We start from the raw sequence: 21850 nt of genomic DNA, 5'->3' as shown, positions 1-21850 counted from the left end.
AATAACGCATGTCATCACTCATAGATCTTCTTAAAAAAACACATCACGCCGAGTGGGAGGCGACTCCCTCCTGGCATGATGCCACAGCCTGGCTCGACGACCTGATCCACTTTCTTTTTCCCAGCAATAATTTGCCCAAAAAGACCTCTTATGAGGGTATTTTGAAGAAAACGCAGATTGATCTTGAAAATATCCTGCTGAGTTACCTGGATCCCAAAAAGATAGCGATCGAGCAAAAAGTGGCCTCCTTTTACGACGAGCTGGAAACGATTTACAAAAACCTGCGGCTCGATGCCAGCAAAATCCATGAATACGATCCGGCAGCTACCAGTGTCAATGAAGTGATTGTTTCGTACCCCGGGTTTTACGCGATTGCCGTTTACCGCATTGCTAACTACCTGAGCGTGCTGCAAATTCCGGTGCTGCCGCGCATTCTCACGGAATATGCACACGGAAAAACGGGCGTCGATATTCATCCCGAAGCGACCATCGGCGTGCCATTCATGATCGACCACGGGACCGGCATTGTGATAGGCGCTACGTCGGTGATCGGAAGGAATGTGAGCATTTACCAGGGCGTGACTCTCGGTGCATTGCAGGTAGCCAAAGAGCTTTACAATACAAAACGTCACCCGACAGTAGGCGATAACGTCATTATTTACGCACGGACAACCATCCTGGGAGGCGACACCGTCATTGGCGAAAACAGCGTCATAGGAGGCAGTGTTTTCCTCACCAAAAGCGTAGCGCCCAATTCCCAGGTGTTTAATACGCATCAGCTGCGGATTACGACCCGGGAGGACGGGTGACGTCAGCGGTCATATTGCTTTTTTGCATAAATTGCTCCATGCCCATCGACCGCAATACCATCAAACTCCTGAGAATCCCATTCTCATTTCTCCTTGCGCCGCTGTTCCTGTTTGCGTACAGCCAGGCCGAGACGGTGGTGCATAGGCAGGCTTTATGGAGCTTTCTGATCATCCATTTCCTCGTTTACCCTGCCAGTAATGGCTACAATAGCTATGTCGACCGCGATGAGGGTAGCATAGGCGGGCTGGAAAAACCGCCGCTTCCCACCAGGAGCCTCTTTTACCTTACAATTTTTTTGGATGTCGCCGCAACCGTTCTGGCGCTGGTTTTCGTAAATACGTTGTTCGCGTTTTGCCTCGTACTTTATATCGGAGCGTCGCGCGCGTATAGTTCACGGCAGATCAGGCTGAAAAAGTATCCGGTCATGGGTTTTCTAACCGTTGTGATTTTTCAGGGGGCGTTTACCTATTATATGTCGATAGCAGGAATTTCGGGCGGCGCGTTACGGCTCGATACGGCGAATATCTTCGTTTTACTAGGCTGCTCTTTCCAGATCGCGGGGGCATATCCGCTCACGCAGGTGTACCAGCACGAGCAGGACCTGCGCGACGGCGTCGTTACTTTGAGCTACAAATTGGGCTATATTGGCACATTTGCCTTCACGGCGGCCATGTTTGTGCTCTGCAATGTGTTTTATTATTTGTACTTTACGACCAGGGAGCTGGGAATGATTTTTTACATCATCCAGGTGTTCTTTATCCCCATCGTGGCCTGGTTCGGAATATGGTTTTCGCTCGTTTGGAAAGATCACCGGCAGGCCAATTTCCGGAATACGATGCGGATGAACTGGGTAGCGGCGATTTGCATGAATAGTTGTTTCATCATTTTAATTATTATCAACAGAATTCCATTGAGTTATCTATCCTCTATTGAAACAGCCGTTCCCGAATATGGTTATGCACAGGAAACGCTCACCGATTTCTACCTGCGGTCGACGGACGACCTGAATACCCGCCGCAAGATCCGGATCGTCGCCAGCAAAACAGGCATCGACAAACGCTACTCTGTAATCTCCGATTTTGATAAAAACCCCGAGGAATTTGAGTTTTTCAACCGGAATGCCGCATTAATGCCCGAACCAACGCTTTCTGAGCGGATGCGGCTTTATCAAAAGCACGCAACGGCCCTTTCGAGGAAGGCGATCGAACAAATTCCCGGTTTTGAAACTAGTAAGAATCACATTACGCATTTGATCACCGTCACCTGCACGGGACTGTTCGCGCCCGGGCTGGATGTGGAGCTTATGCGTGAGTTGAAGCTAAATCCGGCCATCGAGCGAAGCAGTGTCAATTTTATGGGTTGCAATGCGGCGATTTTAGCATTGAAAAATGCCGACGCGATCTGTAAGAGCCATGCGAACGCAAAGGTACTGGTCGTTTGTACGGAACTCTGCTCGATCCATTTCCAGAAGCGGTACAATGACGATTACCTGCTTTCCAATATGCTTTTCGGCGATGGCGCGGCTGCTTTGCTGGTATCCTCCCGGCCCGACGACCGCTATTTACATGCCGTGAAGATCGACGGTTTCAATTCGATGGTGTTGCATAATGGCTATTCCGATATGGCCTGGCAGCTTTCGGAGACGGGTTTTATCATGAACTTATCGTCGTATGTGCCCGATCTGATCCGGGAGAACATCGGGCCGATGCTGAAAGCGGTGGGCCTGAAACCGGAAGATTACAAGCATTGGGCGGTACATCCCGGCGGGAAGCGGATTGTGGACGACTTCGCGGCGGCATTGGAACTGGACAAATGTCTGCTGGGCCCTACTTATGATGTGCTCAAAAATTATGGAAATATGTCGTCGCCTACTGTGCTGTTTGTCCTGAAAGAGGTGCTCGAAAAAGCCAAGCCCGAACACCTCGACAACCGCATTTTTACGGCCGCATTCGGTCCGGGGCTAAGCATCGAAACCATGCAGTTGCGTTATGTTCAGGCATAGGAGCCTGCAAAAGGAGCTGCTCGACAAGGACGACATTCCTTCGGCGGATCTTTTTCAAAACCTTCGCGAACTCGATTTTATCAACCACTGGCTGGGCGGCTACGCTATTTCGTTCGCAGCTTTAAAGCGCGTGCTGCAAAAAGGCAGGCGATATGTACTTGTCGATATTGGCTGTGGAGGCGGGGATACCCTCAAACGCATTGCGACCTGGAACAAAAAGGCAGGCTTCGACCTCGACCTGTACGGCGTCGACCTGAAACCCGATTGCATTGCCTATGCCGAAGAAAATCTTGAAAGCAGCGGCGTAAGCCTCATTTGCGACGATTACCGGAATACCTACCGGCATTTACCCCAAGTCGATATTATCCATGCCTGCCTCTTTTGCCACCACCTTACCCATGACGATCTCAAAGAACTGGTGCAATTTGCTTTGAGCAACAGGGCGGTTCTGGTTATCAACGACCTGGAACGAAATGCAGTGGCGCACTATTCGATCAAAATTTTGACAGGTCTTTTTTCAAAATCATACCTCGTAAAAAACGACGCGCCGCTTTCAGTTTTAAGAAGTTTTAAGAAGAAAGAATGGATCGATATATTGAAACAGTCGGGAGCCACTCGGTTTTCCGTGCGTAACAAATGGGCGTTCAGGCATGAGGTAATCGTTTATGGAAACGCGGACTGAACATTTTGAATGCGCGATCGTCGGCGGCGGGCTGGCGGGGCTTTGCCTGGCCATTCAGTTGGCGGACAAGGATATTTCGGTGGTGGTGTTTGAAAAAGGTAAATACCCTTTCCATAAAGTCTGCGGGGAGTACATTTCGATGGAAAGCTGGCCGTTTTTGGAAAGTCTGGGGCTGTCGCCGGGTAAACTCGCATTGCCTAGAATAGATAGCCTGGGCATTAGTTCCGATCGCGGTTTTATGTTAAATCATCATCTCGGAATGGGTGGCTTTGGGATCAGCCGGTACAGTCTCGATCATCACCTTTTTGAAATAGCCTCGCGCAAGGGCGTGCGCGTCGTGCAGGAATGCCGCGTTACGGATGTGCAGAGGAATGCCGGGGACGTTTTCCAAATCCGTACATCCCGGGGCGATTTTACTTCAAAAATAGTTTGTGGAAGCTACGGCAAATACGCTCCGCAATTTATCCATCTTGACGAAAGCAATGCGCCAGATGCTGTTAGCCGGAATTATATTGGTGTTAAATACCATATCAAAACCGATTTTCCGGCCAACCGAATTGAACTGCACAATTTTAACGACGGCTACTGCGGTATTTCCAAGGTGGATCGTGACTGGTATTGTCTCTGCTATCTCACCACCGCCCGGAATCTGATTGAAAATGGTAAGGACGTAAAGCAAATGGAGGAAGCAGTTTTATTTCAAAACCCATTTTTGAAACACTACTTTAAAAATTCCGACTTTGTAAATGCGCAGCCACTGGTGATCAGTAATGTGCAGTTCAGCAAAAAACAAACCGATTCAAATGGCATTTTCCTCCTAGGCGATGCGGCTGGCTCCATTACGCCGCTTTGTGGTAATGGCATGAGCATGGGAATGAGGGCTTCCAAGCTGCTTGCCGGGCAGCTGATTTTGCTATTTAATGCAAAACAAACGCATGAATCGGCTTTGCAGAACTATCAGCGCGTGTGGAATGCCGCATTCGGAACGCGAATCAAAGCCGGTTATCATCTGCAAAAGCTTTTTGGTAAAAGCCGCACGACCGATTTTGCATTAAAATTCCTTGATAAATCCCCCTGGCTTACTTCAAAGCTGGTTTCACTTACGCACGGGGAGATTTTCTGAGGCCGACTGCCGGGCCTCCGATTTTTGGAGGAAAACCTCGAAGAGAAATGCATTCAGGAGCAATAGCAGCATTCCGTAGAAAACATCTTCAATGGGAATAGTGAGGAAGCGGACGCCAAGATTTTCCGCATTATTATACCATACAACCGGCTTTTCCGGGCCCGTGCCGGTAAGGATACCATTGACAATCACGAACGGAATAAGCAGGAACTGGTGCGAATAATAGAACAACCCGAGCCATTTCGGTTTGGCTTGCCATTTTAAATAGATCAGAAAAATGGCCAGCCAGCTCATTGCGGACGAGGTATAGTAGCGGCCGGCGCCTGCAAGGCCGAGAATCAGGCAAAGACCAATAAAAATCCAGGTAACAATTTGCTCCGCTTTTAAATGCAAATGCCCCTTCCACAGCCTGAAACAGTAGTAGGTAAACATGCAGGCATACGGAATGCAAATGAAAAACAACAGCTCCTCAATCGGCAAACCGAACAGCCCGACGCCGGTGATATATTCTGGCGTAAAGCCCCAGACGCCGATCCTGGTAAAATAGCTGTCCCAAACGATAAACGGGACCGACGAAATCAATATGGCCGGCCACAATGCCTTCCAATGTTTGTACAGCCGGATTTTGGGGTGGAAAGAGGCGAGGAGCGGCACGGAAATAGCACCCAGGTCGACCAAAAGGTAAAGCAGTTTCATTTGGCGGTCGCTTTTTGGGCTTCGCGGAAATATCTGAGCGGTACCCACAGCATCCCGAAGCATTCGCCGCCGTGCTTACCGAGGTGTTTATGGTGCATTTTATGCGCCCGGCGGATGGCTTTCAGGTAAATCGACTCGCTGTTCCTGAAAATCTTGAACCGCTGGTGGATGAACACATCGTGGACGAGAAAATAGGTGAATCCGTAAATGGTAATGCCCAGCCCGATCCAGAAGAGGTAATTGAAACCCGCGTCCAGCCCGAGCCAGAGGCAAGTAATGCCGGGCGTGGCGAAGATCACGAAGAAGTAATCATTCTTCTCAAAAAAGTCACTGTCGTCGCGCTGGTGGTGGTCGTGGTGCAACGACCATAATAGTCCGTGCATCAGGTATTTATGCGCCAGCCAGGCCACGCATTCCATGGCCACGAATGCAGCCAGGGTAATCAGAACGTCGGGTATCCAATGTAGCATCCTGCTGTTGTTGAAATGTTCCGTTCGGTCAGCTTTCGATTCTGTGCACGATCACCGGCATGCAGATCTTGAACCATTCGGTATAGGCATGCGGGTTTTGCGCTATATCGGCTTGTATTTCGGGTATTGTCAGGTATTTAAACTCGCTGGCTTCGGCCGTGTTTATGTTAGGTACGTCATCCGTAACGCCGTAAAACACATGGTCGAGCTCGTTCTCTGTCAGTCCGTTTTCCAGATCGGCGCGGTATTGAAAGGTGTACAAAAATTCAAGGTCCGTTACGATGCCCATTTCCTCGCGCAGGCGTCGCACAGCGCCGTCGTGCACGGGTTCGTCCGGTAGCGGGTGGCTGCAACAGGTATTGGACCACAAGCCCTCCGAGTGATACTTGCCGAATGCCCGCCTTTGCAGCAGCATTTCGTCTTTTGAATTAAAAATAAATACCGAAAATGCGCGGTGTAGCACGCCTTTCTCATGGGCTTCCAGCTTGGGCATCAGGCCAATGGCTTCGTCGTTTTCCGTTACAAGCACAACTTGGTCGTTCATAGGATGGTGGGTTTCAGGTTTTGCATGGTGGGTGGATTCTTCCCCTACAACACAAAAACGTCATAAAAGGTCAAACTGGTGCCTCAGCAACGACCTAAACATCAGCCCGAACTTATCGATATCCGGAATTCGTATTCGCGCATCCATCACTTTTTCCGGAGGCGTCTCTTTGATTCTTAAAAACAATTTTTTGTAATAATAATAGGCCAGGTACACCCCTCTCCGCGAGCTCGCGGGCAGGCGGCGGATGCCCGTGAGTGCGTCTTCGAAATCCGCCTCGATCTCCTGCTGGATCTTCACCTTGTCGGCATAGGAAAAATGATTGAAGTTTACACCCGGGAAATAAGTCCGGCCGAGCGTCTGATAATCGGCTCTCAGGTCGCGCAGGAAGTTTACTTTCTGAAAAGCGGCGCCGAGTTTCATGGCATATGGTTTTAATGAATCGTACAATGCAGTATCATTTTCCGTAAAAACACGCAGGCACATCAGGCCCACCACCTCTGCCGAGCCGAGCACATATTCCTGATAGGAGTCCTGCGTGTGTTCCTTTTTGAGCAAATCCATTTCCATGCTCTTCAAAAACGTGTCTATAAGCTCCCATTCGATCCGGTAGGTATGCACCACATGCTGGAAGCTGTTCAATATGGGGTTAATGCTGATCCGCTCGCGAATGGCGTCCCGCGTTTCCTTGCGGATTCGCGCCATCATTACCTGCTGGTCGTACCCGTGAAAGCTGTCCACGATCTCGTCTGCGAGCCGTACAAATCCGTAAATCCCGTAAATGGCCCTATGCAATGCCGGTTTCAGAAAATAGATGCCCAGTGAAAACGAGGTGCTGTACAATTGCGTGGTTTTCTTGCTGCACGATGCCGATAACTCATCGAAAAGGCTCTTCATAACTTAGCTGTTTAGGTATTTGAGAACTTCCTGGGCGGCAATCGTGCCGGATATGATCGCGGGGGGCACGCCAGGACCCGGAACGGTGAGCTGCCCGGCGAAAAACAGGTTGCCGACGCTCGGGCTTCTCATTTTAGGTTTGAAGATCGCCGTTTGCCGAAGTGTATTAGCCAGTCCGTAGGCATTGCCCTGGTAGGCATTGTAGTCGTTCTTGAAATCGGAAACACAATAACTTCTTTTCAAAACCACCCGGTCACGGATTGTTTCGCCGGCAAACTTTTCGAGGCGGTCCATCAGCAACTGATAATAGTGCTCTCGGATCGGCTCCGGATCGGGCAGACCGGTGGCGATGGGCATCAGAACGAAAAGGTTTTCATGGCCTTCCGGCGCTACCGATGGGTCGGTGACCGACGGGCAGCAGACGTAGAACAGCGGTGCAGTCGGCCATTTCTTTTCCTCATAAATCTCCGTAGCGTGCAGCCCGAAATCCTGGTCGAAGAACAAATTATGATGCCGCAATCGGGTAATGCGCTTGTCGACCCCCAGGTAAAACAGCAGGCAGGACGGGGCAAATGTCCGCTCTGCCCAATAGCTATCCTTGTAATGCCGGTCTTGCGGGGAAAGTAATGCATGCTCGATATGCTGGTAATCGGCGCTGCCAACGACTACGTCTGCCGCCGTTGAATGGGAGGTCGAGTGTATGTATCGCAAGCGACCGTTCGATGTTTCCAATTTTTCTACCGCCTCGGAGGTGCGGAACTGCACGCCCGCTCGCAGGGCAACATCCTGAAAGCTATCCGCCACTTTCCCGAAACCGCCCATCGGATAAAAAGTGCCTTGTTTCAGCCCTGAATAATTCATCAGACTGTATAATGCAGGTGTGTTCTTAGGCATTGCCCCCAGGAACAGGACTGGAAACTCCATCAGCGCGAGCAATCTTGGATCTTTGAAAAACCGCCGCGCATGCTTGCTGAACGAACTGAAAAGCTGTAATTGCAATGCCTGGCCTAAGAGACGAGGGCTCATAAACTCGGTGATGGAATGGCCAGGTTTATAAACCATATCATCCATTCCGACGCGGTATTTGAACTCTCCGTCGGCGATGAATTTTCGCAGTTGGTCGGCCGCGCCTGTTTCTATTTTTTCGAATAGCTCGCATAGCTGGTCGAAATCGGCCGGAACGTCTATCGATTCGTCGTCGGGAAATGCGACCGCAAATCCCGGGTCGAGCTGTTTTAGCTGGTACAAATCGGGAACGCCATAACCGAACCGTTCGAAAAAGCGCTCGTACACATCGGGCATCCAGTACCAACTAGGCCCCATGTCAAACGTGAAACCCTGTTCTGAAAACGTGCGCGCCCTGCCGCCAATGGTGTCATTCTTTTCGAAAATCGTGACGTCGTGGCCACTTTCGGCCAGAATGGCACCGGCAGCCATGCCCGCAAAGCCCGCACCAATGACGCCGACGGACTTCTTGCGCGTCGGATTATGGGGTCGTGTGTGCTGCATCCGTTCCGATGGTTTCAAACAGTTGTTCTATGGATTCGATTTGACTGATCCTGGGTTCATTCGGCGGGCTTTCGACGCCGCCGGAAAAACAGATCCGGCAATTGGGAAAATCTTCTGCAAGCTGGCCGAGTAGTTCCGGTGCCTGATTTTGAGGTTGATTGCTTACGAAAAAAGTGTAAATGTGCGTCGGTGCAGTGTCGTGGGCCACGGCCTGGAGATCGGGGTAAGGGACGCGGGCGCCCAGGTACACGGCACGCTTGCCCGTGCGCAGGAGCAGGTAATAGGCGAAGAGAAGCCCGATTTCATGCTCTTCGCCCTCATGCAGAAAGAGCAGCCATTTCTGGTCGCTGGTTTCAGCTAGCGGCAATGCATCGATTGCACTGAACAACTTCTGGCGGATCAGGTTCGACAAGAAATGTTCCTGAGCCGGCAAAAGTGCATCCTTCGTCCACATCAGGCCCGTTCTGACGAGCAGCGGGTAAAGGATCTTTTCATAGACAGCGATCAGTCCCAGCCGATGGACGGCATCGGAGAAGAGTTTGTGAAAGGTCTGCGCGTCGTAGGCGGCAATAGCGATCACCGCCTGATTGATCCACGCTTCAATATGCTCGTCTGTCTGCTGCAATTCGGAAATAATCCGGTCGATCTCACTGTGTATCTGTGCATTGCTGAGCTGGCTGATATGTGAAATCTTCATGCCCCTGTTTAGTAACGTGCACACGTTCAGGAGTTTTTTGACGTGTTCGTCATTGTAAAACCGGATATTAGTGTCCGTACGTTCGGGTTCGAGGAGGCCGTACCGTTGCTCCCAGATGCGGATTGTGTGCGCCCTGGTGCTGGCAATGCGTTCGAGGTCCCGAATGGAATAGGTAGACATATTTTTGTTTAATGTTTTTCAAAAATAGTTAAACAAAATTTATTTGTTTACTTTTTTGTAGGAAAAATAAAAAATGCTGCTACTTTTGATATTGATAATATCTTATGTCTGATTTTAAAAATATCAACTCATGGGTGCGCAGGAAATTTTCTGGTCTGTCAATATCAAGTTCCTCCGTTTGCGTCAGAAACTTAGCCAGGAAGCGCTGGCGGAAAAGCTAGGGATCAGCAGGGTGAAGCTGAATGCGATCGAAAGTGGCCGGACGGCCAATCCGACGGTCGACGACCTGATCAATTTTTCGGAATATTTCCGGATGAGCATCGACAGCCTCCTGAAAATGGAATTGAGTAAGCTCTCGGATCAGAAATTGAAAGACCTGGAAGAGGGGAGTGAGCTGTTCATGAAAGGCAGCCAGATCCGCGTCCTGGCCATTACGGTTGATAAAGAGGATAAGGAGAATATCGAATACGTGCCGGTGCAGGCGCGCGCGGGTTACCGCTCGGGCTATGCCGATCCGGAATTTCTTGCCACCTTGCCGCGTTTCAACTTGCCCACCGTGCCCAAAAACGGCACCTTCCGCATGTTCCCAACGGTCGGCGATTCGATGCTGCCTGTACCAGAAGGTGCGGATATTATCACCAGGTATGTTCAGGACTGGACGACCGTCAAACCCGAAACGCCTTGTATCGTTATTTTAAAGGGTGACCAGGATTTCGTGTTTAAGCAGGTTACCATCAATCAATCCAGCGGTACGATGTTGCTGCAATCGTTCAACAAGCAATATTTCGCCTATACGGTCCCGATCGGCGAGGTGATTGAGCTCTGGGAGTATTATAGCTTCCACAGCAAGGCGCTTCCGGAACCACAAACGGATATGCAGCAGCTCATGCGGATGTTGCAGGAAATGCAGAATGAGTTAAAAGAACTGAAAAAGCGGTCGAGCTATAAATAGTGGCGTGACTTGCCCTCTAAATAATTAGACAGCCGGGATTAATACCCGGCTTTTTTGCGTAGGAGGATAAGTGTTGTCTTGGAAATATTATAGTTATTAAAATGGGGTTAAAGAGGAGTAATCGAACATTTTACCGTTGTTTTATGATAAAATTCTAGAAATACTGGTCATATTTGATATCTTATTGTAGAATAAATATGAATACATAGGGGTTAAGAATGTTGTCAACCGGTTAATACTACTTTGTTTTAGTTTGTGCATTATCTTCGATTAGTACAATTTTAGTGAAAGTTATCACCCCTAAAAACGCTGGCATTACCCCAAACAACTCCGCTGTGAACACAAAAAGAATTAGCGATCGGAGTGGGCGGTCTAATTTCGTTGAGAAAGGAAATCAAAATCACTCAACTTCATGCCAGTCAAACTTCTATCTACTATTTTTCTAGCGCTCCTCTTATCCAACGGAAATCCATCGTTTGCCCAGAGCCCTACTTCCGCGGCACAGCGGTTCAACATCTTTGTCAAAGGCGACGCCACACTGCAATCCAATGAAACCGAAGGCCCTATTGCCGTAGGTGGAAATGTAACTACCAACCAATATCAGATCAGCTTCGACAAGCAACACGGTGCGCTGTTCGTGAACGGCGCGTCGATCGGTCTTGCTATCCGCGGGGCAGTAAAGCTCAACAACGGAAGCCTGACGGTGAACGGCGACAACTATGTTAAAATCGGAAATTGTAGCCCTTCCGATGCCTCAGGCACCAGTTTGAAAGTTTGGTATAAGGACAACAACAATGCAGCGTCGACCATCCGCATTACTGAAACCAGCAAGCAATACTGGGAAACTCCCAATATCACGATCAATGCGAACATCAATACCTGGTCTCCGAGCGTCAGCGAAACTGTTAATCCGGTCTGCGAGAACGTTTTTGGGACCGGTGCGAACCAGATCGACATCGAGGGCGCTTTTACAGGCTTCATCAAAAGATCGAACCAACTGAAAGAAATGGCGGACAACCTGCCCATCCGCGATCAGAATGGCAACATCATGGCATCTGCTCCCATGGGCCCGTATCTTGACCCCAATGCGATAGGCAATAACCCCAAAATTATAGTTGACCCGAACAAGATCAACGTGCTGACCGTTTCGGCCGCTGTCTGGAACAAAATTGGAAATGCTAATATCGAAGGTATTCCACAAGGTCCTCAGTTGGGACAGACCACGCCTCCTAACACCAACTTTGGTTTGATTATTAACATTGTGGATTTTCCTACTTTTTGTGGCTTGTCCGGCAGCAACAAGATCAACTTCCCCGGCTTCGGCGGCTTGTCGGACCCACAAGGAAGCTACGTGATTTACAATTTTCCGGATGCAACCAAAGGAATTACATTGGGTGGTAATGCACAGATCAGCGGTACCATTTTTGCGCCGCAGGCTGACGTAGTGAAAGAGAACAACGGAAATATCAACGGGCAGATCATTGCTAAAAGTTTTGTACACAAAAGCGACGAGGTGCACTTCTGGCCGTTCCTGCCATCGATCCCCGAACCGGTTGATAAGAAAATTGATGCAACAGCATCTTCGAAATGTCTGAAAAATGCGTCCTGGCTCGACTATGCGGTAACTCCGAACTACGATGCTGCCGGCCAGACAGCGAAGATCGAATGGATCAATTCGGAGGGAAAAGTAATCCAGGAAGATAACGACTTGCCGTTGACAGGCAGCCTTCTGTTCCCCGGAGTTGCCGTGGATATCAATGGAAACGGTATTTCATGGCCGGGGTACAAGCTGGAAAACAGCAAATGGGTGGAGGATCCGAGCGACCGTTACGGCTCATTGCGCGAGGACGGTGCGACCATCCGGGTGACCGTTACCCCGTCGACTGTTGTGAACATTACCTTCCCGGCATCCACCACAACTTGTTTCACAACTCCACCTCCTTCAACAGCTTTACCGGTAACATTAGCATATTTTACCGCACAAAATGTAAATTGCAATGCGGAACTGAAATGGAAGGTAACCGAATCCAAAAATTTCTCACATTTTGAAGTCGAACGCTCATCAGACGCTAAGACTTACAATGTTGTTGCCCGGATCGATTACGATGCCAAAAAGGCCACATATAGTTTCAACGACACACCATTTTCATCGGAGTCTGTACCTGTAAAGAGCTATTATTATCGTCTTAAGCAGGTAGACAATGACGAGACATTCGAATACAGCGCGATCCGTAACGTACAAGCCGGAAGCTGCGATGCCCGGTTGGCAGTGGATTTTTTCCCGAACCCGACCCAGGACGAAATGAATGTCAGAAGTTTCTCACCGGTGAAAAAAATCGAAATATTCACACTGGAAGGAAAGCAGGTTTACAAGGCGATGCCGGTAACCGCTCAAACAGAAATCAAAGTTAATGTTCAGGCTTTTACGCAGGGAATGTATATTGTGAATGTGGTAAATGGAGAAGGAAAGTATTCCTCGAAAGTGCTCAAAAAGTAGAATGAATTGATCTTATATAGCGTTATGTGAAACTTAAAGCTGCCGGCAACTTGCCGGCAGCTTTTTTTGTGGCTGCTACGAAAGTTTCCTTCCTTTCCACTCGTATTGGCCCTGCTGTGCGGCGAGCCCAAAAAAGCAAACGTATAGCGGGTAGAATATTTGCGTTACCGGGATAAATGCGAGTGATCTCGGTTTTTGCAGGAAACTTAACACCGAACCCAGAAAGACCCACTCGGGAGCGCATTTTAAAACCAGCATACCGAGGAAAGCGGGTCCGGAAATTAATCCGGCCAGTGCAAACCCTCCCGCAAGCAAGAAGGCAAAATTGCTTGCAAATATGTAAACGGCGAGCACAAGAGGTGTTTTGCTTTGATAATGCTTCCATTTGCTGGCCCAGCGCTTCCGTTGGCGGTAAAAGCTGGCCCAGTTGCGATGCGGCGCCGTGCGGATGATGGCGTCGCGGTGCCGGAGGAAATGTACCGAGCCGGGATGGCGCGCCGCAATCTTGTGCATCAGGAATTCGTCGTCGCCCGAGGCGATATGGCGGACGCCGTCGTACCCGCCAGCCTCTAAAAAGCTATCTTTTTCGTAGGCAAGGTTCGCACCGTTGCACATGGACGGGTACCCGGCCGACATCGATGCGGCACCGCTGCCGATCAGGCTTGCGAATTCCACTGTTTGTAAATGGTCGGTGAGGCTGGTCTCGTCGGTGAATGTGACCGGCGAGCTGATCAGCTTTGCGCCCGTACGTATGTAGCATGCCGCGATCGAGCGCAACCAACCCGCCTGTGCGCGGCAGTCACCATCGGTAGTAACGATCAGCCTACCCTGGGCATGTGCGACGGCCGTCTCGATCGCACGTTTTTTGGGAGCCGAAGTGCGCACGTCAGGCAGTGGAATGAGTTTGATCCGGGCCTTTGAATGTGCTGCAAATGTGCGCACGATAGCGGCTGTATTGTCGGTGGAGCCGTCGTCCATGACCAGGACCTCGAACTGGGCGGCCGGTAGGGTTTGCCGGTCGAGGTCTTCGAGCAGGAAGACAATGTTTTCAGCTTCGTTGCGGACGGGTATGATGACTGTGATAAAAAGGTCGTCGGGAATATGTGCGGGTATGGCAAGCTTACGGATTCTTGACCACAGGAAAGCCAGGGCCAGCGTGAAGGCCGCGTAGCTGACCAGCAATATCCAGATTGCCTGCGTAACCCAGGAAGTGAATGCGAAGTTGCTCATCTGGATTTCTTCCACTTGTATTTCCAGATCAGGAATATTCCCACTACGATCGGGCCAAGGACGTTTAATATCCAGATCAGAAAAGTGGCGGCTATGATCTGCTCGGGAGGCAATTTGAATGGGGCGAACACCACGAGAGCCGTAAATTCACGCAAACCGAGGTCGCCCAGTACATTTATTGCCGGGATAAGTGTTTTAGCTAAAAAAATCAACGTAACACAGGCTGCCAGCTGCCAGATGCCCACCGGGAAGTGGAACAGCGACAACGCGAGTATAAATTGGGACAGGAAAACAAGGTAACGCAGCAGGCCATAACCAGTACCTGTTGCCAGTTCGGTGGGCTTGTAGCGGCCTATCACATTTAAATACTCTTTCATTTTTACAAAAATCCGGCGTGTCGGCTTCCAATTGTCGATCTGCGTTCTGAACGAAAGCAAAGCCGGTCCCAGGAGAATAATAGCAAGCAAGATGCAGTTCACTGTTAGCCGGGCGGTGTCGGGAATCGTCAGCTGGTCTTTTAGATACATCCAGCCAAACGAGCCGGCGAGTACGGAAACATAAAACTGGATACCATTTGAAATCAGCGCCGCGCCGATTGCTTCCAGCCGGCGGTCGGATCGTAACGCGGCTACGCGCCCGAGCGTATCGCCCAGCTGTGCGGGTACGGCTACGCCCACGGCCAGGCCCGTCAATGTGCCGCGCATGGCGTCGCGGAATGTAATCGGTATGATGCGGGAAATGAGTTTCTGCCATTTGAGGCTTTCCAACGCCCAGTTGACGGGCACGAGCGCAAGCATAAGTATCAGTACCGGGGCATTCTGCAAAGACCATATCGCCCCGAATACGCTGCCGATATCACCAATGCCTTTTTGCTCATTCCGGAATGTGCGGTAAATATAGCTCAGTACCAGGGCTGTCACCACGAGCTTGACTACCCAGAGCAGGTTTGCCTGATTGCTTTTTGGCTTTGGAGGAGAGAGTTCCTTATCTTGCACCATGTTAAAAACGCAGCAAACGGAGGTTTCGGAAAAGGTCATTATTGGGGTCGATCCCGGCACGCAGGTGATGGGTTACGGGGTCATATCGGTTAAAGGACAGCAAATTTCGCTGGTTCAATACGGGGTGATTCATTTGAGCAAATATAGTACGCACGAGTTGAAGTTGAAGAAAATCTTTGAGCGCCTTACCCAGCTGATCGAAGATTACCTGCCCGATGAAATGGCCATTGAAGATCCTTTCTATGGCAAGAATGCACAGTCCATGCTCAAACTTGGGCGTGCGCAGGGCGTGGCAATGGCCGCAGCGCTGGCCCGTAACATTCCTATCGTAGAGTATTCTCCTAAAAAGGTAAAACAGTCGGTTACCGGCAGCGGTAATGCTTCGAAAGAGCAGGTTGCATACATGCTCGAAAAGATCCTGAAAATGGAACTTAGCCGGGAATTTATGGATGCGACCGACGGCATCGCCATCGCAATCTGCCACCAGTATCATGCCAATTCTCCGGCTTCGGCGGCTGGCAGCGGTTCCAAAAAAGCTAAAAAAGGCGGTTGGGGCGCGTTTGTCAGCGAGAATCCGGAACGGATCAAATAAACATTCATCCTATTTTTCGCGTAGTACTATTCCAATCGGCCCAGAACGGCCGCGCGGGAGGTTTGCGCCTCTATGTGGCTATTTGCTGTATTAATGGTTTTTTAATGTGAATATTAAAAAACTTTAATGGTATTAATCCAATATTCACTTCCATTAATCAAACGTTTGTTTAATAAATTCAAACGATCGTTTGAATTTTATTTTAATGCCGGTTATCTTTGTACCATCATTAGCAAAAAGGAGAAAGTAAACCCTGCTGGTGAGCTACTTAAATGGAATACAACGCGAAACAATTGCAGATAATAGAAGTGGCAGAGCGGCTGTTTTCACAGAAAGGTTTTGCCGGTACTTCGGTGAGGGATATCGCTCAGGAAGCAGATGTGAACGTCTCGATGATATCCTACTATTTCGGTTCGAAGGAAAAGCTGATCGAGGCGCTTTTCCAGCTACGTATGACAGAATCGAGCTCCCGGCTCGAAACGCTGGTGATGACCAGCGAACTGTCCGCCCTTCAGAAGTTCAATGTTTTTATCGATAGCGTGATCGACCGCCTGATGGGCAACCAATGCTTTCACAATATCATGTTGCGCGAGCAGCTGTCGTCGGAACGGACGCCGATCATCACCGAATACATCCGTGGATTGAAAATGCGAAACCTGGAATTGATCAAAAGGATGATCCACGAAGGACAGGAGGCAGGCGAGTTCCGCAAGGATATTAACGTGAGCCTGATGACGACGACGCTTTACGGGACGGTCAACTACGCCATCGCTTCCAAGGATTTTTACAAGAAATTAAATGAGCTGGACCACCTGAGCGACGAAGAATTTCAGCAGCACCTGCGCGGTGAGCTGAGCCAGCATCTTAAGAACCTATTTAAATCAACAATAACCAATGAACACCACATCCAGAGTTAAAAGAATGGTTAGTCTGGCAGCCGGGATCGTCTGGATTGCTGTGTCCGGCCATTCGTACGCCCAAAGCGCACGCACGATCAAGCTGGAAGAGGCTATTACCATGAGCCTGCAAAACAGCAAGCAATTGAAACTGAGCCAGAGCAATATCGACCTCGCGGGGCTGGGCATTCGTCAGGTGAAGGAAAACCAGCTGCCAAGCCTGAGCGTTTCGGGCTCATACCTGCGGGTGAATTCGCCTAATGTGAATCTGAAAATTAAACAGGAAGGCAACGACAGCACAGGTAGCTCGGGCGGAACGCCTAATGTACACCAGGCCATGTACGGCATGGCCAGTGCATCGCTGCCACTATTTTCCGGTTTTCGTTTCAAATACGGCCTCGAATCGGCCAAGTATGTGGAGCAAGCCGCGAAGCTCGACGCAGATAACGATCGCGAGGCCGTGATCCAGAACACCGTAGCCGCTTACGGTAACCTGTATAAAGCCAGGAAGGCGGTTGACCTGGTAACCGAAAATCTCGCAGGTGAACGCGAACGTGTGCAGGAGTTTACCAACCGCGAAAAGAACGGGATACTGGCCCGCAACGACCTGATGAAGGCCAAATTACAGGAATCAAACGTGGAGCTGGCGTTGCTGAACGCACAGAACGATTTGAAAATCACCACTATTAATATGAACCTACTGCTCGGTTTGCCCGAGGAAACTGTGATCGAGGCCGATTCCAACAGCTTTGCCTCGCTTAAAGCGGAAGGTATTGCTGCCGAATGGGAGCAGGCAGCCCTGACACACCGCAAAGATTTTGCGGCCAACGGCATCCGTCAGAAAGCCGCCGATAGCGATATCAAAGTAGCCAAAGCGGATTTGTACCCAAGCGTGGCACTTTCGGCCGGTTATGTGGCATTGAATATCCCGGGTGTCGTTACTGTTCCCAATGCGGTAAACGCAGGTATCGGTTTTAAATATGACGTGGCATCGCTCTGGAAATCAGGCGCGAAGATAGCACAGGCCCGCACAAAGGCTTACCAGCTTAAAACCAATGAGCAGATCATTCTCGATAAAATCCATCTCGAAGTAAACACGGCCTATTACAACTACGTGCTGAGCAAAAGGAAGATCGATGTGTATGCCAAAGCCGTGGAACAAGCCAACGAAAACTACCGCATTACTAAAAATAAATACGATAACAGTCTCGTAACCACCACCGAACTCCTCGATGCCGACGTGGCGCAAGTGCAATCCCGCATTGATTACGAAGCAGCAAAGGCCGATGCGGTAGTAGCTTATAAAAAATTAGAACAAACAGCCGGAGTTATTAATTAGGAGGAAAGGGAGGAAGGAGGAAGGGGAGGAAGGTTTTTTATTATTTCAAACAGACGCCCCCATTCTTCCTTTTCTCCCTCCTCCTTCCTCCCAAATTATTCACTCATTCATTCAGTCATTAAAATGGAAACTAAAAACACCACCGAAGAAGCGCCTAAAAAGAAAAATTCCCGCTTCCTCATCATTCTTGCCGCGCTGATCATCGGCGGCGGTACCTGGGGTTTTACAAAATATAACCACGGGTTGCACCACGAAGAAACCGACGACGCGCAGATCGATTCGGACATCAGCCCGGTAATTCCCAGAATATCAGGTTATGTGACAGAGATTCGCGTAAAGGATAACCAGACCGTGAAAAAAGGCGATACGCTGATCGTGCTCGACAACCGTGACCAGACTATTAAGCTGGAACAAGCCAAAGCAGGCCTTTTAGGCTCGGAAGGCAGCCTGACTGCTGCACATGAAACGACTAGTGCATCGGCAGCCAGCGGCATTACTTACGAAGCGAATATCGCCGTGGTAGCGGCTCAGATCGAAGAGGCGAAGGTTAATGTTTGGAGAGCTAACCAGGACTACGCACGTTACGAAAACCTGATCAAAGACCATTCGATTACCCAGCAGGAGTTTGAGCAAGCACAGGCTACCAAACAAAAAGCGGAACGCGCATTGGCGGTATTGGAAGCGCAGAAAAGCGCTGCCGAACGTCAGGTAAAAGCGGCTGGTCGGCAAACCAAAGCTACGTCGATACAGTCGACCGTAGCCAATGCGAACATCAAGGTGCGGCAGGCCGAGATCGCGAATGCGGAACTCAACCTATCGTACACCGTGATCACCGCGCCTACCGATGGCCGTGTGTCAAAAGTGAACGCACAACTGGGCCAGTATCTGCAAGCGGGGCAATCGCTTTTCAGCATCATATCAACCCATAAACCCTGGGTTACTGCTAACTTCAAGGAAACGCAGCTGACTAAGATGAAGCTGGGGCAGAAAGTGAAAATCCACGTGGATGCATATCCTGAGCATGAATTCGAAGCGCAAGTGGCTTCGTTCTCACCCGCTACCGGTGCCCGCTTTGCACTGCTGCCGCCCGATAATGCAAGTGGGAACTTCGTGAAAGTGGTACAACGCCTGCCGGTTCGCATTGAGTTTACGAAAGCCGACGACGAAAAGATCGCGCAACTGCGCCCGGGCATGAACGTGTTCGTAGACGTAGAGCTGAACTAAGGTCTTTGAACCGAATTTTGATTCTAAAAACCAAATAACTAATGGAATTACAGGAATCACTCGTCGAATACGGCTACCGCAGGGTAATTATTACCATCACTGCCGTATTGTGTGCGCTGCTGGAAATCGTGGATACGACGATCGTGAACGTGGCGCTCAACGACATGCGCGGAAACCTGGGCGGCACATTGTCGGAGGTAAGCTGGGTGATTACCGCCTATGCGATCGGTAACGTGATCATCGTGCCGATGACCAGCTGGCTCTCGGCACAGTTCGGCCGCCGCAACTACTTCGCCGCTTCGATCATCATATTTACGGTAGCCTCATTCCTTTGCGGTAATGCCGATAATATCTGGGAGCTGGTGTTTTTCAGACTGATCCAGGGTTTTGGTGGTGGTGCATTGCTCGTGACTGCGCAAACGCTCATTACCGAAAGCTACCCACCCGAAAAACGCGGTATCGCACAGGCCATTTATGGTTTGGGTGTGATCGTAGGCCCCACATTAGGGCCGCCGCTGGGAGGATATATTGTAGATAATTACAGCTGGCCCTACATTTTTTATATCAACATTCCGCTCGGTATCATCGCAGCGATGCTCACGATGGAATTTGTGAGAAGTCCGAAGTTTGCCAACAAAAAAGCAGCCAACGAGATTGACTGGTGGGGTATTATCCTCCTGGCCGTGGCGGTAGGCTCTTTGCAATATGTGTTGGAAAAAGGCCAGGAAGAGGACTGGTTCAATGACGAGATCATCACAATCCTTTCGGTAACCAGTGTGTTCTCATTCTTCTTCTTCATTTGGAGGGAATGGACCTACAAAAACCCGATCGTGAACTTGCGCGTACTGGCGAATGGAAACTTGAGAGTCGGAACAATACTATCGTTTATCTTAGGGTTCGGTCTGTACGGTTCTACATTCATTATTCCGCTTTATACCCAGGCCACATTGGGCTGGACGGCCACGCAATCGGGTATGCTCATGGTGCCCGCCGCGATCGTGACGGCGATGATGATGCCCGTCGTGGGACAACTCCTGCAACGGGGTGTGAAACAGCAGTATCTGGTGGCGATCGGGATGATATTCTTCTTCGTGTATAGCTACTGGGGATACCTGATATTGACGCCGGATACCGGTAAGGAAGCATTTTTCAATATGCTCATTGTGCGTGGTATTGGTTTGGGCCTATTGTTTGTGCCCATCACCACCCTCGCATTGTCGACGCTCAAAGGTCGTGAAATTGGGGAAGGAGCTGCGTTTACCGGTATGATGCGACAATTGGGCGGCTCGTTTGGTGTCGCGGTGATCACTACATTTATCGCCCGGCAGAACATGTCGCACCGAAACGACCTTGTGAGTAAGCTCGATGTTAATAACCCCGTTGTGCAGCAACGCGTTGAGGGCTTGCAGCATAGCTTTATGGCCAAAGGAATGGCGCCGGACGTGGCGCTGAACAGCGGCTACAAAATGCTGGACTACACCGTGTCCAAACAAGCGCAGGTAATGTCGTACATGGACGTGTTCCTTTACCTGGGCGTGATGTTTTTGATTTGTGTTCCCTTTGTGTTGTGGACCCGGAGCGGTAAAACGAAAGTCGACGCTTCGTCCGTGCACTAGTGTTTTTAAGTGTAGTAGTATTGCAGAAGAAGCTTCCCGGAATCGGGGGGCTTCTCTTGTTTTATGAAAGGAGGAAAGGGAGGAAGGAGGAAAGGGAGGAAGGAGGAAGGGGAGGAGGGAGAGAGACTTGTTCGAGGCTCTTACTTCGAATACCTATTCGCAGGCCTCCGGCCGGGCGGGTGGTACTTCGTTTCCAAAGTCAGAGGCCAAGAATAGCCTTCAATTCATGCATCCTCAAAACATTGACTTTTGGAAACGGAATCTCTGAAAGTACATTAAAATGCCGGTCGTGGGTAATGACATAATCTGCCTAGCAACTGATTGCGCAATCAACGAATTTGTTATCGTCCTGATCTGGAATGAGGTTCCAGCGGTAATGAGGGGTTACCCAAATGCTGTTACGGGCAGTGGCCAGCAAGTCAACAACATTGGCTGCAAGGGTAGGAGTATAAAACTCTCCGAACACTTCCTCGTATTCTCCCAGAATTTCAGTGGTAATGGCAAACTGAAACTTGCCTTCACGCAATGCATCAAACAACCAGCGTGTCTCGGAGTGTTTTGGGATAACTGACCAGTAGGCAGTTGGTGTCGATGACTAATATCATTCATGATGTTAATAATGTGTGCGCTTATGCTCTTCGAGGGCTCGGTTCAAATCTTGCTGTGAGAGCCCTTTTTTCTCCCAAATCTGCTCCATTTCCTGATCTATCTGCTTCGCAAAATAATCTGTAAGCAACTCTTTGATTTCCTCCTCCTGGTTAGGATTCAGTTGTTTTTCAAATAGTTTGATCATAAACAACTGCATGGAATTAAGTTTAGTAGTCGGTTCCATATTCTTTGCTCAGTAATGTTGTTACAACTTAACAATGTTTTAGCGATACATTGTTCACACCCCC

At 49.7% G+C, this 21850-nt stretch carries 21 protein-coding genes; 11 read left to right on the top strand and 10 right to left on the bottom strand.

The features are described 5' to 3' along the window. The first annotated feature begins 8 nt into the window (after nt 1-8). From ACTJJJ_RS19510 to ACTJJJ_RS19495, 4 genes are read left to right on the top strand one after another with little or no spacing between them, the layout of a single operon-like run. Nucleotides 9-809, top strand: a complete 801-nt coding sequence (locus ACTJJJ_RS19510; protein WP_426295425.1) for a serine O-acetyltransferase — start codon at nt 9-11, stop codon at nt 807-809. A 38-nt stretch (nt 810-847) separates the two neighbouring features. Next, nucleotides 848-2812, top strand: a complete 1965-nt coding sequence (locus ACTJJJ_RS19505) for a UbiA family prenyltransferase (RefSeq protein ID WP_440702714.1) — start codon at nt 848-850, stop codon at nt 2810-2812. Next, the gene (locus tag ACTJJJ_RS19500) at nt 2799-3494 is read left to right on the top strand and encodes a methyltransferase domain-containing protein (protein ID WP_440702713.1); all 696 of its coding nucleotides are present in this window, start codon (nt 2799-2801) and stop codon (nt 3492-3494) included. The genes ACTJJJ_RS19505 and ACTJJJ_RS19500 overlap by 14 nt, the downstream gene beginning before the upstream one ends. Beyond that, the gene (locus tag ACTJJJ_RS19495) at nt 3478-4617 is read left to right on the top strand and encodes an NAD(P)/FAD-dependent oxidoreductase (RefSeq protein WP_440702712.1); all 1140 of its coding nucleotides are present in this window, start codon (nt 3478-3480) and stop codon (nt 4615-4617) included. The genes ACTJJJ_RS19500 and ACTJJJ_RS19495 overlap by 17 nt, the downstream gene beginning before the upstream one ends. Here ACTJJJ_RS19495 and ACTJJJ_RS19490 read toward each other — a convergent pair. Genes ACTJJJ_RS19490 through ACTJJJ_RS19465 form a run of 6 tightly spaced genes read right to left on the bottom strand, consistent with a single transcriptional unit; the run spans nt 4591 to nt 9610 of the window. Continuing rightward, nucleotides 4591-5313, bottom strand: coding sequence for a lycopene cyclase domain-containing protein (locus tag ACTJJJ_RS19490; protein ID WP_440702711.1), 723 nt, complete (start codon nt 5311-5313; stop codon nt 4591-4593). The two genes, ACTJJJ_RS19495 and ACTJJJ_RS19490, sit on opposite strands and share 27 nt — an antisense overlap. Beyond that, complete coding sequence (locus ACTJJJ_RS19485; protein WP_188938099.1) at nt 5310-5783, bottom strand: sterol desaturase family protein; 474 nt, start codon at nt 5781-5783, stop codon at nt 5310-5312. Before ACTJJJ_RS19485 ends, ACTJJJ_RS19490 begins: the two co-directional genes overlap by 4 nt. A gap of 28 nt (nt 5784-5811) precedes the next feature. After that, complete coding sequence (idi, locus tag ACTJJJ_RS19480; RefSeq protein WP_440702710.1) at nt 5812-6327, bottom strand: isopentenyl-diphosphate Delta-isomerase; 516 nt, start codon at nt 6325-6327, stop codon at nt 5812-5814. 60 nt (nt 6328-6387) lie between these two features. Beyond that, nucleotides 6388-7224, bottom strand: a complete 837-nt coding sequence (locus ACTJJJ_RS19475; protein WP_188938105.1) for a phytoene/squalene synthase family protein — start codon at nt 7222-7224, stop codon at nt 6388-6390. A 3-nt stretch (nt 7225-7227) separates the two neighbouring features. After that, entirely contained in the window at nt 7228-8733 is a 1506-nt protein-coding gene (locus tag ACTJJJ_RS19470; protein WP_440702709.1) for a phytoene desaturase family protein, read from the bottom strand. After that, the gene (locus ACTJJJ_RS19465) at nt 8711-9610 is read right to left on the bottom strand and encodes a MerR family transcriptional regulator (protein ID WP_426295419.1); all 900 of its coding nucleotides are present in this window, start codon (nt 9608-9610) and stop codon (nt 8711-8713) included. Before ACTJJJ_RS19465 ends, ACTJJJ_RS19470 begins: the two co-directional genes overlap by 23 nt. A 130-nt stretch (nt 9611-9740) precedes the next feature. Here ACTJJJ_RS19465 and ACTJJJ_RS19460 point away from each other — a divergent pair, with 130 nt between their 5' ends. Both ACTJJJ_RS19460 and ACTJJJ_RS19455 read left to right on the top strand, forming a co-directional pair. Beyond that, entirely contained in the window at nt 9741-10562 is an 822-nt protein-coding gene (locus ACTJJJ_RS19460; RefSeq protein ID WP_188938112.1) for an XRE family transcriptional regulator, read from the top strand. Nucleotides 10563-10974: 412 nt separating this feature from the next. Beyond that, a complete protein-coding gene (locus ACTJJJ_RS19455; RefSeq protein WP_440702708.1) occupies nt 10975-13059 on the top strand; it encodes a choice-of-anchor A family protein in 2085 nt (694 codons plus the stop codon). Nucleotides 13060-13134: 75 nt separating this feature from the next. Here ACTJJJ_RS19455 and ACTJJJ_RS19450 read toward each other — a convergent pair whose 3' ends face one another. Both ACTJJJ_RS19450 and ACTJJJ_RS19445 read right to left on the bottom strand, forming a co-directional pair. Beyond that, nucleotides 13135-14289: a glycosyltransferase gene (locus tag ACTJJJ_RS19450; protein WP_440703471.1), complete on the bottom strand. Its 1155-nt coding sequence runs from the start codon at nt 14287-14289 to the stop codon at nt 13135-13137. Further along, nucleotides 14286-15287, bottom strand: coding sequence for a lysylphosphatidylglycerol synthase transmembrane domain-containing protein (locus ACTJJJ_RS19445; RefSeq protein ID WP_440702707.1), 1002 nt, complete (start codon nt 15285-15287; stop codon nt 14286-14288). The genes ACTJJJ_RS19450 and ACTJJJ_RS19445 overlap by 4 nt, the downstream gene beginning before the upstream one ends. On the opposite strand from ACTJJJ_RS19445, the gene ruvC reads away from it, so the two are divergent. The 5 genes from ruvC to ACTJJJ_RS19420 all read left to right on the top strand — a co-directional run bounded on the left by ruvC (nt 15286) and on the right by ACTJJJ_RS19420 (nt 20954). Beyond that, entirely contained in the window at nt 15286-15879 is a 594-nt protein-coding gene (gene ruvC, locus ACTJJJ_RS19440; RefSeq protein ID WP_188938120.1) for a crossover junction endodeoxyribonuclease RuvC, read from the top strand. The two genes, ACTJJJ_RS19445 and ruvC, sit on opposite strands and share 2 nt — an antisense overlap. A 272-nt stretch (nt 15880-16151) precedes the next feature. After that, nucleotides 16152-16796 carry a TetR/AcrR family transcriptional regulator gene (locus tag ACTJJJ_RS19435; RefSeq protein WP_188938122.1) on the top strand — a complete coding sequence of 215 codons (645 nt, stop codon included), beginning with the start codon at nt 16152-16154 and terminating at the stop codon, nt 16794-16796. Continuing rightward, complete coding sequence (locus tag ACTJJJ_RS19430) at nt 16774-18114, top strand: TolC family protein (RefSeq protein ID WP_229223191.1); 1341 nt, start codon at nt 16774-16776, stop codon at nt 18112-18114. The genes ACTJJJ_RS19435 and ACTJJJ_RS19430 overlap by 23 nt, the downstream gene beginning before the upstream one ends. Nucleotides 18115-18237: 123 nt before the next feature. Continuing rightward, nucleotides 18238-19338: an HlyD family secretion protein gene (locus ACTJJJ_RS19425; RefSeq protein WP_188938124.1), complete on the top strand. Its 1101-nt coding sequence runs from the start codon at nt 18238-18240 to the stop codon at nt 19336-19338. A 41-nt stretch (nt 19339-19379) separates the two neighbouring features. Next, nucleotides 19380-20954 (top strand): DHA2 family efflux MFS transporter permease subunit, encoded by a 1575-nt coding sequence (locus ACTJJJ_RS19420; RefSeq protein ID WP_188938126.1) that lies wholly within the window; start codon nt 19380-19382, stop codon nt 20952-20954. A gap of 310 nt (nt 20955-21264) precedes the next feature. Here ACTJJJ_RS19420 and ACTJJJ_RS19415 read toward each other — a convergent pair whose 3' ends face one another. Beyond that, on the bottom strand, nt 21265-21519 hold the full coding sequence (locus tag ACTJJJ_RS19415) for a PIN domain-containing protein (protein WP_440703470.1): 255 nt from the start codon (nt 21517-21519) through the stop codon (nt 21265-21267). 48 nt (nt 21520-21567) lie between these two features. Next, nucleotides 21568-21747 (bottom strand): hypothetical protein, encoded by a 180-nt coding sequence (locus ACTJJJ_RS19410; RefSeq protein WP_188938129.1) that lies wholly within the window; start codon nt 21745-21747, stop codon nt 21568-21570. Nucleotides 21748-21850 lie beyond the last annotated feature (103 nt).

The sequence above is a fragment of the Dyadobacter sp. 22481 genome (assembly GCF_052044875.1).
Classification (GTDB): domain Bacteria; phylum Bacteroidota; class Bacteroidia; order Cytophagales; family Spirosomataceae; genus Dyadobacter; species Dyadobacter endophyticus.
Note: the sequence above shows the minus strand (reverse complement) of the source record. Positions and strands in the feature narration are given on the sequence as shown.

Coding starts and splice junctions, on each gene's coding strand:
- ACTJJJ_RS19420 (WP_188938126.1), top strand. CDS start 19,380: ATGGAATTACAGGAATCACTCGTCGAATACGGCTACCGCAGGGTAATT.
- ACTJJJ_RS19445 (WP_440702707.1), bottom strand. CDS start 15,287: ATGGTGCAAGATAAGGAACTCTCTCCTCCAAAGCCAAAAAGCAATCAG.
- idi (WP_440702710.1), bottom strand. CDS start 6,327: ATGAACGACCAAGTTGTGCTTGTAACGGAAAACGACGAAGCCATTGGC.
- ACTJJJ_RS19490 (WP_440702711.1), bottom strand. CDS start 5,313: ATGAAACTGCTTTACCTTTTGGTCGACCTGGGTGCTATTTCCGTGCCG.
- ACTJJJ_RS19450 (WP_440703471.1), bottom strand. CDS start 14,289: ATGAGCAACTTCGCATTCACTTCCTGGGTTACGCAGGCAATCTGGATA.
- ruvC (WP_188938120.1), top strand. CDS start 15,286: ATGTTAAAAACGCAGCAAACGGAGGTTTCGGAAAAGGTCATTATTGGG.
- ACTJJJ_RS19455 (WP_440702708.1), top strand. CDS start 10,975: ATGCCAGTCAAACTTCTATCTACTATTTTTCTAGCGCTCCTCTTATCC.
- ACTJJJ_RS19465 (WP_426295419.1), bottom strand. CDS start 9,610: ATGTCTACCTATTCCATTCGGGACCTCGAACGCATTGCCAGCACCAGG.
- ACTJJJ_RS19475 (WP_188938105.1), bottom strand. CDS start 7,224: ATGAAGAGCCTTTTCGATGAGTTATCGGCATCGTGCAGCAAGAAAACC.
- ACTJJJ_RS19495 (WP_440702712.1), top strand. CDS start 3,478: ATGGAAACGCGGACTGAACATTTTGAATGCGCGATCGTCGGCGGCGGG.
- ACTJJJ_RS19410 (WP_188938129.1), bottom strand. CDS start 21,747: ATGATCAAACTATTTGAAAAACAACTGAATCCTAACCAGGAGGAGGAA.
- ACTJJJ_RS19435 (WP_188938122.1), top strand. CDS start 16,152: ATGGAATACAACGCGAAACAATTGCAGATAATAGAAGTGGCAGAGCGG.
- ACTJJJ_RS19425 (WP_188938124.1), top strand. CDS start 18,238: ATGGAAACTAAAAACACCACCGAAGAAGCGCCTAAAAAGAAAAATTCC.
- ACTJJJ_RS19485 (WP_188938099.1), bottom strand. CDS start 5,783: ATGCTACATTGGATACCCGACGTTCTGATTACCCTGGCTGCATTCGTG.
- ACTJJJ_RS19460 (WP_188938112.1), top strand. CDS start 9,741: ATGGGTGCGCAGGAAATTTTCTGGTCTGTCAATATCAAGTTCCTCCGT.
- ACTJJJ_RS19505 (WP_440702714.1), top strand. CDS start 848: ATGCCCATCGACCGCAATACCATCAAACTCCTGAGAATCCCATTCTCA.
- ACTJJJ_RS19500 (WP_440702713.1), top strand. CDS start 2,799: ATGTTCAGGCATAGGAGCCTGCAAAAGGAGCTGCTCGACAAGGACGAC.
- ACTJJJ_RS19430 (WP_229223191.1), top strand. CDS start 16,774: ATGAACACCACATCCAGAGTTAAAAGAATGGTTAGTCTGGCAGCCGGG.
- ACTJJJ_RS19510 (WP_426295425.1), top strand. CDS start 9: ATGTCATCACTCATAGATCTTCTTAAAAAAACACATCACGCCGAGTGG.
- ACTJJJ_RS19470 (WP_440702709.1), bottom strand. CDS start 8,733: ATGCAGCACACACGACCCCATAATCCGACGCGCAAGAAGTCCGTCGGC.